Annotated in this window: 9 protein-coding genes and 2 pseudogenes; 6 read left to right on the forward strand and 5 right to left on the reverse strand. The window is 54.0% G+C overall.

Translation table 11 applies throughout. The annotated features are described in order from the left end of the window. Positions 1-94 precede the first annotated feature (94 nt). Entirely contained in the window at positions 95-307 is a 213-nt protein-coding gene (locus tag AC5JPW_RS25005; protein WP_494244124.1) for a KTSC domain-containing protein, read from the reverse strand. Between the two features lie 122 nt (positions 308-429). Then, positions 430-3,956 (reverse strand): annotated as a pseudogene (gene nifJ / locus AC5JPW_RS25010) (pyruvate:ferredoxin (flavodoxin) oxidoreductase). A 688-nt stretch (positions 3,957-4,644) separates the two neighbouring features. Here nifJ and AC5JPW_RS25015 point away from each other — a divergent pair. Next, positions 4,645-4,866, forward strand: a complete 222-nt coding sequence (locus tag AC5JPW_RS25015) for a hypothetical protein (RefSeq protein ID WP_494244125.1) — start codon at positions 4,645-4,647, stop codon at positions 4,864-4,866. Between the two features lie 181 nt (positions 4,867-5,047). Further along, on the forward strand, positions 5,048-5,314 hold the full coding sequence (locus tag AC5JPW_RS25020) for a putative hemolysin (protein ID WP_494244127.1): 267 nt from the start codon (positions 5,048-5,050) through the stop codon (positions 5,312-5,314). On the opposite strand, the gene hslJ is transcribed toward AC5JPW_RS25020, so the two are convergent. Further along, complete coding sequence (hslJ, locus tag AC5JPW_RS25025) at positions 5,308-5,736, reverse strand: heat shock protein HslJ (RefSeq protein WP_494244128.1); 429 nt, start codon at positions 5,734-5,736, stop codon at positions 5,308-5,310. The two genes, AC5JPW_RS25020 and hslJ, sit on opposite strands and share 7 nt — an antisense overlap. A gap of 110 nt (positions 5,737-5,846) precedes the next feature. Beyond that, the gene (locus AC5JPW_RS25030; RefSeq protein ID WP_494244130.1) at positions 5,847-6,836 is read right to left on the reverse strand and encodes a 2-hydroxyacid dehydrogenase; all 990 of its coding nucleotides are present in this window, start codon (positions 6,834-6,836) and stop codon (positions 5,847-5,849) included. Between the two features lie 208 nt (positions 6,837-7,044). Here AC5JPW_RS25030 and AC5JPW_RS25035 point away from each other — a divergent pair, with 208 nt between their 5' ends. From AC5JPW_RS25035 to AC5JPW_RS25045, 3 genes are read left to right on the forward strand one after another with little or no spacing between them, the layout of a single operon-like run. Then, the gene (locus tag AC5JPW_RS25035; RefSeq protein ID WP_494244132.1) at positions 7,045-9,687 is read left to right on the forward strand and encodes a YdbH family protein; all 2,643 of its coding nucleotides are present in this window, start codon (positions 7,045-7,047) and stop codon (positions 9,685-9,687) included. After that, complete coding sequence (locus tag AC5JPW_RS25040) at positions 9,684-9,860, forward strand: YnbE family lipoprotein (RefSeq protein ID WP_494244133.1); 177 nt, start codon at positions 9,684-9,686, stop codon at positions 9,858-9,860. The genes AC5JPW_RS25035 and AC5JPW_RS25040 overlap by 4 nt, the downstream gene beginning before the upstream one ends. A gap of 38 nt (positions 9,861-9,898) precedes the next feature. Beyond that, a complete protein-coding gene (locus tag AC5JPW_RS25045) occupies positions 9,899-10,339 on the forward strand; it encodes a GFA family protein (protein ID WP_494244135.1) in 441 nt (146 codons plus the stop codon). A 35-nt stretch (positions 10,340-10,374) separates the two neighbouring features. Here AC5JPW_RS25045 and azoR read toward each other — a convergent pair whose 3' ends face one another. Then, positions 10,375-10,980 (reverse strand): FMN-dependent NADH-azoreductase, encoded by a 606-nt coding sequence (gene azoR / locus AC5JPW_RS25050; RefSeq protein ID WP_494244137.1) that lies wholly within the window; start codon positions 10,978-10,980, stop codon positions 10,375-10,377. Positions 10,981-11,181: 201 nt separating this feature from the next. On the opposite strand from azoR, the pseudogene hrpA reads away from it, so the two are divergent. Further along, a pseudogene (gene hrpA / locus AC5JPW_RS25055) lies at positions 11,182-15,085 on the forward strand (ATP-dependent RNA helicase HrpA). Positions 15,086-15,121: the final 36 nt, after the last annotated feature.

Below are 15,121 nucleotides of genomic sequence, written 5' to 3' on the forward strand. Positions count from 1 at the left end.
ACATGAATAACGTCTTACCTGCGAGCAGTGTCGCGCATAAATTTTACAGTTTTATAACAGATAAATGGCAGAACGAAGACGTGGGGGAGTTTGCTCAGGCCACTTTCTTTGCGAGGAATTTGCCTTTTACCACACCGTCGTAATAGCGGCCTTTTGAGACCACGGTCAGAAAAACGGTGAAAATGCGTGGTGGGACATTGTGATATTGCCAGGTACTTTTATCGTGAAAGTGGATTTCTAAAATACGGGTACTTTCCTCGTAGCCGACGGATAAAATGCGTGATGATTTAACGGGATGGTGTTTCATGATGTATGTCCTTTACTACACGGCGCGAGGAAAGATTATCATCCCCTAAGAAAGTGGGTTCTGGCAAGCGGCAAAGACATAAAAAAGCCTGCAAATATGCAGGCTTTTATCAATGTATCTTATTATTCTGCCGATGTTTTTTCCGCTTTACCTGCCATCTGTGCCAGGAAGTCATAGCGTTTTTGCAAATCAGCCGCCGCATCCTTCCACAGCTGCTCTGCCACATCCGGTTGCTGCGCATTAAGGCGACGGAAGCGCTGCTCGTTGAGCAGGGTATCCGCCAGCGCGTCGGAAGGTGGGCGAGAGTCCAGCGCCAGCGGCAGTTTGCCTTCGGCTTCGCGGCGCGGATCGTAGCGATACAGCGGCCAGAAGCCGGTGGCAGTAAGCTGACGCATCTGATCATGGCTTAACGCCAGATCGTAGCCATGCTCTTCACACGGGCTGTAGGCGATGATCAGTGACGGCCCCGGATAAGCTTCCGCTTCCTGAATCGCTTTCACCGTCTGATTGAGCTGGGCACCGAGCGAAATCTGCGCCACATACACATGACCGTACATCATCATGCTGACACCGAGATCTTTACGCGCCTTCCGCTTGCCGTGTTCACCAAACTTGGTGACCGCGCCCAGCGGCGTGGCTTTTGACGCCTGGCCACCGGTGTTGGAATAACACTGGGTGTCGAGCACCAGAATATTGACGTTTTCGGTCAGGCTCAGCACATGGTCGAGACCGCCAAAGCCGATATCGTAGGCCCAGCCATCACCGCCAATCAACCAGATGGATTTTTCCACCAGTGCGTCAGCATCGGTTAACAGCTCTTTAGCCTCTTCATTGCCCGCCAGGTGCTGGCGCAGGGCGGCCACCTGTTCACGGCGAACCTCTGGTGCGGCCTCTGCATGCAGCGCATCATTTAGTTCCGCAGGGATCTTATCGGCAAACTGCGACAACAGGCGCATCACACGTTTACGGTGCTGATCGACAGTCAGACCGGAAGCCCAGGCCGAATTCGGCGTTATCTTCGAACAGCGAGTTAGCCCAGGCCGGCCCGCGCCCGTTGATGTCTGTTGTATACGGTGTTGATGGCAGGTTCCCGCCATAAATGGACGAACAACCGGTGGCGTTCGCAATCAACATACGGTCACCGTACAACTGCGTCAGCAGTTTGATGTACGGGGTTTCGCCGCAGCCAGAGCAGGCACCGGAGTATTCAAACAGCGGACTGATTAAGCTGCGAGGTACGAATGTCGATGCGCTCCAGTTTGCTGCGGTCGATTTCAGGCAGACCCAGGAAGAAGTCGTAATTCACTTTCTCTTCTTCCACATGTTCAAGGCGGGACATCATGTTGATGGCCTTGATCTCCGGGTTCTGGCGATCTTTTGCCGGGCACACTTCCACACACAAATTACACCCGGTGCAATCTTCCGGTGCGACCTGCAGAACGTATTTCTGACCGCGCATATCCCGCGATTTCACATCCAGAGAGTGCAGGCTGGCTGGGGCGGCATCCATTGCATCAGGTTGAACCACTTTGGCACGGATAGCAGAGTGCGGACAGGCGGCAACACAGTGGTTGCACTGGGTACAGAGATCTTCTTTCCAGATAGGGATCTCTTCGGCAATGTTGCGTTTCTCCCAGCGCGTGGTGCCGACAGGCCAGGTCCCGTCCGGCGGCAGTGCAGAAACCGGCAGAGCATCGCCGAGACCTGCCAGCATCGCGGCGGTGACGGTCTTCACAAAGTCCGGGGCAGCGTCAGACACCACCGGTGGGCGTTGCGCACTTTGCACATTCACCGGTTGCAGTGGCACTTCAAACAGTGACTCACGCGCCATCGCCAGCGCCTGCCAGTTTCGTTCGACCAGTTCCTGGCCCTTGCTGCTGTAGCTTTTGGCAATCGCGCCCTGTAGTTCCATTAGCGCGCTGTCACCCGGCAGGATCCGGGTCAGATGGAAAAAGGCCATCTGCATGACGGTATTGATACGCGCCGCCAGGCCGCATTCACGGGCAATTTTCGCCGCGTTGATGACGTAGAAATGGGCTTTTTTGTGGTTCAGCGCAGCCTGCACTTCCTGCGGCAGGCGATCCCAGACTTCATCTGCACTGTACGGGGTGTTGAGCAGGAAGATACCGCCGGGTTTCAGCCGCTCCGCCATCTCGTATTTATCGATAAACTGCAACTGGTGGCAGCCGACAAAATCGGCCTGGGAAACAAGGTAGGCTGAATTGATCGGGTGCTCACTGACGCGAAGGTGGGAAACGGTCAGGCCACCGGCCTTTTTAGAATCGTAGACAAAGTAGCCCTGCGCATACCATGGCGTGGAGTTACCGATAATCTTGATGTTGTTTTTGGTTGCCGACACGCTACCGTCGCTGCCCAGTCCATAAAACAGTGCTTCGAGTTTAGCGCGAGACGGCAGGGTATTTTCCGGTAACGGCAGCGACAGGTTGGTGACATCGTCGTAGATACCGACGGTAAAGCGGGGCTTAGGTTTAGCGGCGCGTAGCTCATTAAAGACGGCCAGCACGCAGTCCGGGCCAAACTCTTTCGAGGAGAGGCCATAACGTCCACCAATCACGCGCGGCAGGGTCTCGCGCTCGCCCTGGCTGAAGGCTTCCGCCAGCGCGGTCATCACATCCAGATAGAGCGGTTCGGCCAGTGCGCCCGGCTCTTTGGTTCGGTCGAGCACGGCAATGGTTTTTGCGGTTTCCGGCAAGACAGAAAGTAAATGGTGTGCGCTAAACGGACGGAACAGGCGCACTTTCAGCACACCCACTTTCTCACCGCGCGTCAGCAATTCATCGACCACTTCTTCACAAGTGCCAATCGCCGAGCCCATCAACACAATCACCCGATCGGCCTGCGGGTGTCCGTAGTACTCAAACGGTTTGTACTGACGACCGGTCGCAGCGGCGAAATCATCCATCGCCTGTTCCACGTGGTCGTACACCGCGTTGTACCACGGGTTTGTTGCTTCACGGGACTGGAAGTAAGTATCCGGGTTAGCCGACGTGCCACGAATAACAGGGTGCTCCGGGTTGAGCGCACGTGCACGGTGCGCATCGATCTCAGCCTGCGGCAGCAGTGTGCGGATGGTGTCATCCGACAGGGGAACAATCTTGTTGATTTCGTGTGAGGTACGGAAGCCATCGAAGAAATGGATAAACGGCACCCGGCTTTTCAGCGTCGCAATGTGCGAGATTAAGGCGAAATCCTGCGCTTCCTGCACGCTACCCGCGCCCAACATGGCGCAACCGGTCTGGCGAATCGCCATCACATCGGAGTGGTCACCAAAAATGGACAAGGCATGGGTTGCAACGGTACGCGCGGCGACGTGCAGCACAAACGGGGTTAACTGACCGGCCAGTTTGTACAGCGTCGGGATCATCAGCAGCAGACCCTGCGATGAGGTGAATGAGGTGGAGAGGGCACCGGTTTGCAGCGCACCGTGCACGGCGGCGATCGCACCGGCTTCGGACTGCATCTCGACAACGCGAGGCGTATCACCCCAGACATTCAGCAACCCGTTTCCGGCCCAGGCATCGGCCTGCTCAGCCATCGTGGAACTCGGCGTGATGGGGTAAATGGCGATAACTTCACTGGCACGGAACGCAACGGATGCGACTGCACCATTACCGTCAGTAGTAATCATAATGTACTCTCATTGCTCAACGATAAGATTTGTATGGACTCTGTTTGCCCGGTGGGTGCGTTGGTGTCGATAAGTCGCACCCGCTCTCTTGTTTTTAAGCCTGGCAAACCAGCATTGTGCTCAATCTTGTTTCAATCATTACTGCACCGTAAGGCGTGGCAGGCATACTTTTTAGTATAGACAGCCCGTGCTTGCGGGTTTTTGATCTCATGGTGTTTGCCGACATTTATTCATCAGTTAAATGCATTAAACACATCAACATATCCACATAATTCGTGTCCGTAAAAATACCGCAAAACGCGATGCCACATTTTCCCGTAAGTAGCACTCGTTACTTTTACGTCTCGGCTGCCGGTGAGGGCCTAAAAATTACAGGTCAGATCAGGCAACCAGGTGTTATCAATGGCTTTACGTGATGAATTTCAGTAGTGGCGGGGCTGGTCTGTAACATCAGGGATCATGTTAACTGCTTATTAAAACCAGGCAGTGTATAGCCACAACCTGGTTTGTTGTCCTGAAGCCGGTTCTCCGGGACAGGCTTTTTTATACGTGGGGCAGAATGACGGGAATTAGGTATTAGGTAATCGTCTGAAAGCGTATTCGCATTAATCCTAAAAGCCCCTACATACGACTTATTCATGGTATCGATTGTTTATAGTGGCAGTAAATAAAGAAAAGGGAATGGACGATGCCAATCAGAACCTATCAGGCTTACGCTGAACACCTGAAGAAAGTTGTCGAGGATGAGCGCGAAGAGTGCGTAGTGGAAAAAAAGCTGGTACTCACCGCCGCTGCGGCCATTGAAGAACTGGTCAACGTAGTCCTCGAACAGGAGTCTGCGCTTACGGAAGGTAAGGTGATCATCAAAGCACTTCAGCAAAATGGTGCAGGTGAAAAAGAGGATTTTTAACCATTTACCCTCCCTCTCTCCCGGTACTCAAATTCCGTCATTGCGCCTCATCAACCAGCCATTGAGCAAAAAATCGCATCAAAATGTTGCTAAAGCGCATAAAGGTGCGTTTGCACTCTCGACGTACCGGGTTGCGCTGCCTATGATGCTTAGGTTTTGCTAAATCTTCGGGGGATGAGAAATGCGTTCAGCGTTTTGGGTGGGGTGTGCCGCATTATTACTTTCTGCGTGCAGCAATGAGCCGGTTCAACAAGCAACGGCTGCGCATGTAGCACCAGGTTTAAGAGCGGCAATGTCCAGTGGTGGGGAAGCCAACTGTGCCATGATCGGAGGGGCATTATCGGTTGCTCGTCAACTTGATGGGACGGCTGTCGGCATGTGTGCTTTACCAAACGGCAAACGCTGTAGTGAACAGTCGCTTGCCGCCGGAACCTGCGGTTCTTACTGAGCGTTATCCGCCAGCGTAAAAATCAGCGTTTTTTCAGCCGTGTTCAGGGTGAGTTGATTACCCGTGAGGTCAACCTGAGCACCGGTATTCAGTACGCTACTGAGGGTGTTATCCAGCTCGTTGCGCTGGGCGTCTACGCATAACATGCGTGTCATCGCCATGTTCTTGACGGTCAGCTTACCTTCAGAGAGTTTGCCCTGACCGGTAAAGCGGTTGCACATGTAGCCAGAGATTTTCATCTCTTTATCAAAGCTGATTTCTGCCGGGTGTTCACCTGGTTCAACCGCCAGCCCATTGACGGCGTCCAGCACAAAACGGTGTCCGGCCAGTTGTTCCGCTTTTACGGACACATTATTGGCACCGCTGCGCACACAGCCCGTCAGCAAGACGCTTAAGGCCACCAGGATAATCAATTTTTTCATCACTTCCTCTAAGACTTTTCTAACGTAACGGCGGGATTTTAACAGGCGGGACGAGGTTGTCACCGGGGATTTTCTGAAACGATTCCCCTCCGAAGAGGGGAATGTAGAGATTAAAACAGGGCGTTAGGACAGGCTTCGCCGCGCTCCAGTTGGCTCAGGTTGCCAAGTGTCGTCTCGGAAATGCTGATCAATGCCTCGGCGGTAAGGAATGCCTGATGACCTGTAAACAGCACGTTGTGACAAGCTGACAGACGGCGGAAGATATCGTCCTGAATGACATCATTGGATTTATCTTCAAAGAACAGGTCGCGTTCGTTCTCATAGACGTCCATGCCAAGCGCACCGATTTTTTGGGTTTTCAGTGCTTCAATCGCTGCTTGAGAGTCAATCAGACCCCCGCGGCTGGTGTTGATGATCATCACCCCGTTTTTCATCTGATCAAAAGCCGTCTGGTTTAGCAGGTGGTAGTTTTCCGGTGTCAGTGGACAGTGCAGAGAGATAACGTCCGACTCGGAGAACAGCGTTGTGAGATCAACGTACTCCACGCCCAAATCCAGCGCGGCGGCACTCGGGTAGGGATCAAAGGCCAGCAGACGCATCCCGAAGCCTTTAAGGATACGCAGAGCGGCAACGCCGATTTTACCGGTACCGATCACCCCGGCGGTTTTACCGAACATCGTGAAGCCCGTCAGCCCCTCAAGGGAGAAGTTAGCATCACGGGTACGCTGATACGCGCGATGAATGCGGCGGTTAAGCGCCATCATCATACCAATGGCATGTTCGGCAACGGCTTCCGGTGAGTAGGCCGGAACGCGTACAACCTGTAAACCCAGCTCTTTTGCCGCGTCAAGATCCACGTTGTTGAAGCCGGCGCAGCGCAGGGCGATAAATTTCACGCCATGCTTTTTCAGCTCTTCAAGTACCGGACGGCTACCATCATCATTTACAAAAATGCAGACACCTTCGCAGCCGTTGGCCGTTTTTGCTGTCTTTTCAGTGAGCAGAAAGTCGAAAAATTCAAGATCGAAGCCAAACTTCTCGTTCACGTGCTGCAAATACTTTTTATCGTATTGCTTTGTGCTGTATACCGCGAGTTTCATAAGACTTTCTCCATCAGATTTGTATCCACATTAGCATGATTCAAATAATCATGTAAATTATAAAAAATATTTTATAAACAGAGACATATACTTCATTCTAAAACATCTACGCTTAAAGCGGGCAGCAACTTTTTTTGCCAGGCTAAACATGCAACAATACCGGCCAGAATCGGCTTAATCATATGCAAAATCAGGATATTAACTGCCCATGAAGGGTAAATACAAAGCCGCACTCGCGCTGATACTGCTATTTATACTGCTGCCGTTGACGCTGCTAATGACGCTCGCATACTGGGTGCCCACGCTGGTGGGCATCTGGTTGCCAGTTGGTACGCGCATTGCGCTGGAAGAGAGCCCGCGTTTTACCCGGCATTCTTTACAGATCCCCGATCTGCGTTATCTGATTGATGACTGCCCGCTGGCATTGATCAAAGGTGCAGCGTTAACGCACCCCAGCCGCTGGAAACTCGATATTGACTCTCTGGATCTCAATACCACCTGCCTGAACAAGCTACCTGAAACGGAACCCTCGCCAGCGGCGCCTAAGACGTTGGCCGAGTGGCAATCCATGTTGCCCAAAACCTGGGTCAATATTGATCGTTTCACGGTCTCTCCCTGGCAGGAGTGGCAGGGCAAAATTTCGCTGGCATTGTCTGAAGAGCAACAGGTGCTCCACTACAACGGTGAAAAGATCTCCCTGAGCGCAAAGCTGCGTGGTCAGGTAATGACGCTGGAGAAAATGCAGATCGGACTGCTGGAAAACCAACCTCCGATTACCTTAGGCGGTGAGTTCACACTACCTAAAGTACCAGAAGGCGTGCCGGTTAATGGCCATGCGCAGACCACCTTAACCTTGCCGACGCAACCCGGGCTGGTCGATGCTGACATTGAATGGCGAGACAACGAAGGGCAGCTGATTGTGATGGCCCGGGATAACCCTGAACCGATCCTTGATCTGCCCTGGCAGGCCACGCGGGAGCGTTTGATCATCAGCGATGGGCGCTGGAACTGGCCTTATCAAGGCTTCCCGTTAAGTGGGCGAGTTGGGGTGCAGATTGATGACTGGCAAAAAGGGCTGCAAAACGCACAAATCAGCGGACGTCTCAACGTATTGACCCAGGGCGATGCAGGCAAAGGTAACGCCGTGCTGACTATCGGGCCGGGGCGCCTCAGCATGGTGGACACGGACATGCCGCTGCAACTCACCGGTGAAGCCAAGCAGGGTGAAATGACCTTCTATGCTGTGCTGCCTGCGGCTCTGACCGGGGGGTTAAGCGATCCGCAGCTCGCCTTTACACCAGGTGCGCTGTTGCGTTCACGTGGTCGGGTCATTGAGGATCTGAACATCGATGAAATTCGCTGGCCGCTGGCAGGAGTGAAAGTGACTCAGCATGGCGTGGATGGCCGATTACAGGCGATATTACGTGCCCATGAAAACAGCATGGGTGATTTCACTCTTCATCTTGATGGCCGGGCGCAGGACTTCTTACCGGACGAGGGCCTCTGGCAGTGGCGCTACTGGGGCGACGGCAACTTCACACCGATGAATGCCCGCTGGGATGTAGCCGGACGAGGCGAATGGCGTGATAAAACTATTGAACTGAGTGAACTCTCGACGGGCTTTGACCAGTTGCAATACGGCACCATGCGCGTCAGTACTCCGCGTCTGGTGCTCAATGAACCGGTTCGCTGGCTGCGTGACAACGATCATCCCTTCTTTGGCGGTGGACTGACGCTGGATGCCGGGCAGACGACTTTTACCGGCGGCAGTGTGCTACCCCCTTCGACACTCACCTTTAATGTAGAAGGAAGTGAACCGACGTTCTTCCAGTTTAAGGGGGATTTACGTGCGGATAAAATTGGACCGGTGCGGGTCAACGGACGCTGGGACGGTGTGCGTTTACGTGGTCAAGCCTGGTGGCCACGCCAGTCACTGACCGTTTTCCAGCCCCTGGTGCCGCCCGAGTCAAAAATGAACCTGCTGGGAGGCGAATTGTACGCGCAGGTGGCCTTTTCAGCCGCAGCCGGGCAGGGGTTTGAAGCCGGTGGGCATGGTGTCCTGCATGGTGGCAGCGCCTGGATGCCGGATAACCAAATCTCGGGCGTCGATTTTGTGCTGCCGTTCCGCTATCGCGAAGGGAACTGGCAACTGGGAACGCGCAGGCCGGTCTCCTTGCGCATTGGTGAAGTTGTAAACCAGGTGACGGCCAAAAATATTGCGGCAGATCTGCAAGGCAATTACCCGTGGAGCGAAGAGAATCCGCTACAACTGAGCGACGTCAGTATCGACGTGCTGGGCGGTAAAGTCACGATGCGCCAGCTGCGTCTGCCGCAGCACGATCCCGCGTTGCTGCGGTTGCAGAATATTTCCTCCAGCGAACTGATCAGCGCCATCAACCCCAAACAGTTTGCGATGTCCGGTCCCTTTAATGGCGCGCTGCCTCTATGGCTCGATAACAATAATGACTGGATAATCAAAGATGGCTGGCTGCACAACCCTGGCCCGATGACCTTACGCGTCGATAAAGACACCGCCGACGCGCTGGTCAAAGACAATATGGCCGCTGGCGTGGCGATTAACTGGCTGCGTTATATGGAAATTTCGCGCTCCTGGACAAAACTGGAACTGGACAGGAAAGGTGTGCTGAAAATGCAGGCCGCCATCAAAGGCACCAGCTTTGTTGAAGGAAAAAGCAATACCGTGAACCTGAACTATACCCATGAAGAGAATGTCTTTGAATTGTGGCGTAGTCTGCGATTCGGTGACAACCTTCAGTCACTGCTTAAGCAGAATGCCACCTTGCCCAGGGTGCCCTGTGCAAACGGAAAAGTGTGTGAGGAAGACCAATGAAATTTCTGCCAGTGATAATGATGACCCTGACGCTGGCGGCCTGCACGCCGCGCATTGAAGTGGCGGCACCGAAAGAGCCGATCACCATCAACATGAACGTGAAAATTGAACACGACATCAACATCAAAGCGGATAAAGAAGTGGAAGCGCTGCTGGATAAGCAGAATCCGTAACCGGTGTTGCCGCATAACGTTTTACTGGAAATCAGACCATGACTGCTATTGCTACGCCGGAAAAAGTTAACGCTCAATGTCACTGTGGTGCAGTGGCCTTTACTGTCCAACTCAGCGATGGGTTCAATACTATCCGCCGCTGCAACTGCTCTTTTTGCCGCATGCGTGGGGCGATCGCGGTTTCGGCACCGCTTTCCGGCATTAAGGTGATCCGCGGGCAGGATAAGCTGACCGAATATCGATTTAACTCTGGCGCCGCGGTGCATTTCTTCTGCTCCGTTTGCGGGATATACACGTTTCATCAGCGGCGTTCAAACACGGAACAGTACGGTGTTAACGTGGCCTGCATTGAAAATGTGTCACCGTTTGATTTTGCAAGCGTAGCAGTGATGGACGGCGTTAATCATCCCAAAGATGGTGGAAGTCACGGCGTGGTGGGGTATTTGCGTTACGAAGAGCTGAAGGCGGGCGAGAAATAAATGCCCCCTCCGCCGAAGCGGAAGGGGGGCAGCACTTACGCAGCCACCAGGCTGTCGATAGCGGCTTTCGCGTCGGTCTGTGCCTGAGTAGCCACTTCCGGACCGTAAGCAATGCCTTCTGCGAACACGAAGTTCACATCGGTAATGCCAATGAAGCCCAGGAAGAGTTTCAGGTACGGTGCAACCAGGTCGCTCGGGCTATCTTTATGGATGCCGCCACGGCTGGAAACGATAACCACACGTTTACCGGTCACCAGACCTTCTGGTCCTTTCTCGGTGTAACGGAAGGTCACGCCAGCGCGAGCCACCAGGTCGAAATAGTTCTTCAACTGCGTCGGGATGTTGAAGTTGTACATCGGGGCGTTGATGACGATAACGTCATGGGCATTCAGTTCGGCGATCAGCTCGTCGGACAGTGCCAGCGCTTCCTGCTGACGCGGGGTCAACGGAGCGTCAGAAGGACGCAGCGCGCCTACCAGTTCGCCATCCAGTACCGGGATTGGGTTAGCGGCCAGGTCGCGAACGGTAATTTCATCAGCGGCGTGTTTTGCTTTCCACTGATCAACAAAATAGTCAGCCAACTGACCAGACTGCGAGTACCCTGCCAGAATACTGGATTTAAGAACTAATACTTTGCTCATGGGTGTATCCTTGTTATTTAAGATGGGGTGCATGCCCCGTTGTTAGGTGACACTCTATTCACAAAACTGCTGCGTGAATAGCGCAATATATCGAATCCTATGTTCGAATTTCTTGAACAAGAAATGAAATAACGCGTTGTGGTATTCTACGCCCAATCAGATAAAGAGAAGTTTTCCGGCAGTGCTCTGCCCGATAAGATTATGACAGAACAACAAAAATTGACCCTCGCCGATCTTCACCGCCAGCTCGATACGCTGATGCTACGTGACAGACAGCGCTTTGCCCGCCGCCTGCAGGGCGTGAAGAAGGTTAAAAATCCTGAATCACAACAGGCTGTTTTCCAGACAATGCACCGGGAGATCGCCGAAGCGGCACAGAAAGTTCTGCTGCGTGAGGCGTCGCGTCCGTCCATTACCTATCCCTGAAAATTTACCGGTCAGTCAGAAGAAGCAAGACATTCTGGAAGCCATTCGTGACCACCAGGTGGTGATCGTGGCGGGTGAGACCGGCTCCGGTAAAACCACCCAGTTACCAAAAATTTGTATGGATCTTGGACGTGGGGTGAAAGGGCTGATTGGCCACACCCAGCCGCGTCGTCTGGCGGCACGCACCGTGGCGAACCGTATTGCCGAAGAGTTGCAAACGGAGCCGGGTGGTTGCATTGGTTATAAAGTGCGATTCAGCGACCACGTCAGCGACAACACGATGGTCAAGCTGATGACCGACGGTATTTTGCTGGCGGAAATTCAGCAGGACCGCCTGCTGATGCAGTACGACACCATCATCATCGATGAAGCGCACGAACGCAGTCTGAACATCGACTTCCTGCTTGGCTACCTGAAAGAACTTCTGCCGCGTCGCCCGGACCTGAAAATCATCATCACCTCGGCGACCATCGATCCGGAACGTTTCTCGCGCCACTTTAACAATGCGCCGATTATTGAAGTGTCCGGGCGAACCTATCCGGTTGACGTCCGCTATCGCCCGATTGTCGAAGAGGCAGACGATACCGAGCGCGACCAGTTGCAGGCTATTTTTGACGCGGTCGATGAACTGGGCCGTGAAGCGCCGGGTGACATTCTGATCTTCATGAGCGGTGAACGTGAAATTCGTGACACCGCCGATGCTCTGAACAAGCTGAACCTGCGGCACACCGAAGTGCTGCCGCTGTATGCGCGTCTGTCCAACAGTGAACAGAACCGTGTGTTCCAGTCCCACAGCGGGCGGCGCATTGTGCTGGCGACCAACGTGGCGGAAACCTCTCTGACCGTGCCGGGCATTAAGTACGTTATTGACCCGGGTACGGCGCGTATCAGCCGTTACAGCTACCGCACAAAAGTGCAGCGTCTGCCGATTGAGCCAGTTTCTCAGGCCTCGGCGAACCAGCGTAAAGGACGTTGCGGGCGTGTGTCCGAAGGGATCTGTATTCGCCTCTATTCTGAAGACGATTTCCTGTCGCGCCCGGAGTTTACCGACCCGGAAATTCTGCGTACCAATCTGGCTTCGGTCATTTTGCAGATGACCGCACTGGATCTGGGCGACATCGGCGCGTTCCCGTTTGTTGAAGCGCCGGACAAACGCAATATTCAGGACGGCGTGCGTCTGCTTGAAGAGCTGGGTGCTATCACCACGGATGAGCAGCATACGGCCTATAAACTGACGACCCAGGGCCGCCAGTTGAGCCAGTTGCCGGTGGATCCGCGTCTGGCCCGTATGGTGCTGGAAGCGCAAAAACACGGCTGCGTGCGTGAAGCGATGATCATCACCTCCGCGCTGTCGATTCAGGACCCGCGTGAACGTCCGATGGACAAACAGCAGGCGTCCGACGAAAAACACCGCCGCTTCCATGACAAAGAGTCAGACTTCCTGGCCTTTGTGAACCTGTGGAACTACCTGGGCGAACAGCAAAAAGCGCTGTCGTCGAATGCATTTCGTCGCCAGTGTCGTGTGGACTTCCTCAACTATTTGCGCGTACGTGAATGGCAGGACATTTACACCCAGCTGCGTCAGGTGGTGAAAGAGCTGGGTATTCCGGTAAACAGCGAACCGGCTGAATATCGCGAAATTCACGTCTCTTTGCTGACCGGTCTGCTGTCGCACATCGGGATGAAAGACACGGATAAGCAGGAGTTTACCGGTGCACGCAACGCCCGTTTCTCCATCTTCCCGGGCTCTGGTTTATTCAAAAAGCCGCCAAAATGGGCGATCGTCGCTGAACTGGTGGAAACCAGCCGTCTCTGGGGGCGCATTGCTGCCCGCATCGATCCTGAGTGGGTTGAACCGGTGGCGCAGCACCTGATCAAACGTTCGTACAGTGAACCGCACTGGGAACGCTCGCAGGGTGCGGTGATGGCAACCGAAAAAGTGACCGTTTATGGTCTGCCGATTGTGGCAGCCCGTAGCGTGAACTACAGCCAGATTGACCCGGCGCTGTGCCGCGAGTTGTTTATCCGCCATGCCCTGGTGGAAGGTGACTGGCAGACGCGTCATGCCTTCTTCCGTGACAACCTCAAACTGCGGGCTGAAGTGGAAGAACTGGAGCACAAATCCCGCCGCCGCGACATTCTGGTCGACGACGAGACGCTGTTTGAATTCTACGATCAGCGCATCAGCCACGATGTTGTCTCCGCCCGTCATTTTGATAGCTGGTGGAAAACCGTCAGTCGCGACACGCCGGATCTGCTCAACTTTGAAAAGAGCATGCTCATCAAAGAGGGCGCAGAGAAGATAAGCAAGCTGGATTACCCGAACTTCTGGCATCAGGGCAACCTCAAGCTGCGCCTCAGCTACCAGTTTGAGCCGGGTACCGATGCAGACGGCGTGACGGTGCATATCCCGCTGCCGCTGCTCAACCAGGTGGAAGAGGCCGGTTTTGAGTGGCAAATTCCTGGTTTGCGCCGCGAGCTGGTTATTGCCCTCATTAAATCCTTGCCGAAACCGGTACGCCGCAACTTTGTGCCAGCGCCAAACTATGCCGAAGCTTTCCTGGGGCGGGCGACACCGCTCGAACTGCCGCTGCTGGATTCACTGGAACGCGAACTGCGTCGCATGACCGGTAATACCATCGACCGGGATGACTGGCATTGGGATCAGGTGCCCGATCACCTGAAAATCTCGTTCCGTGTAGTGGATGACAAAAATAAGAAACTTCAGGAAGGACGTGATCTGACGGTGCTGAAAGATGCGCTAAAAGGCAAAGTGCAGGAGACCCTCTCAGCAGTCGCCGATGATGGCATTGAGCAGAGTGGGTTGCACATTTGGAGCTTTGGCACTCTGGCAGAGAGTTACGAACAAAAACGCGGAAACTACAAGGTGAAAGCCTGGCCTGCGCTGGTGGACGAGCGCGACAGCGTTGCCATCAAATTGTTTGACAATCCACTGGAGCAACAGCAGGCGATGTGGCGTGGTTTGCGTCGTTTACTGCTGCTTAATATTCCTTCGCCAATCAAGTACCTGCATGAGAAGTTGCCGAACAAAGCCAAGCTGGGGCTCTACTTCAACCCGTACGGCAAAGTGCTGGATCTGATTGATGACTGTATCTCCTGCGGTGTCGACAAATTGATAGACGAAGCGGGCGGTCCGGTCTGGACGGAAGAAGGGTTTGCGAAGCTTCATGAGAAAGTGCGTGCCGAACTCAACGAAACCGTGGTGGAAATTGCGAAACAGGTCGAACAAATCCTGACGGCAGTGTTCAACATCAACAAACGCCTGAAAGGGCGCGTGGACATGACCATGGCGTTGGGCTTGTCGGATGTGAAAGCGCAAATGACCGGGCTGGTTTACCGTGGTTTCGTCACCGGCAATGGCTTCCGCCGTCTGGGTGATACGCTGCGTTATCTGCAGGCCATTGAAAAACGCCTGGAGAAACTGGCCGTTGACCCACATCGCGATCGGGCGCAGATGCTGAAAGTGGAGCAGGTGCAGCAGGCCTGGCAGCAGTGGTTAAACAAACTCCCACCGGCGCGTCGTGAAGACGAGGACGTACAGGCTATCCGCTGGATGATTGAAGAACTGCGTGTCAGTTTCTTTGCCCAGCAGCTTGGGACACCGTTCCCGGTCTCTGACAAGCGCGTTATGCAGGCGATGGAGCAGATTGTCGCCTGATCCATCTGGCCCGGTAAACCTTACCGGGCCACCTTC

Source organism: Phytobacter sp., assembly GCF_059074235.1.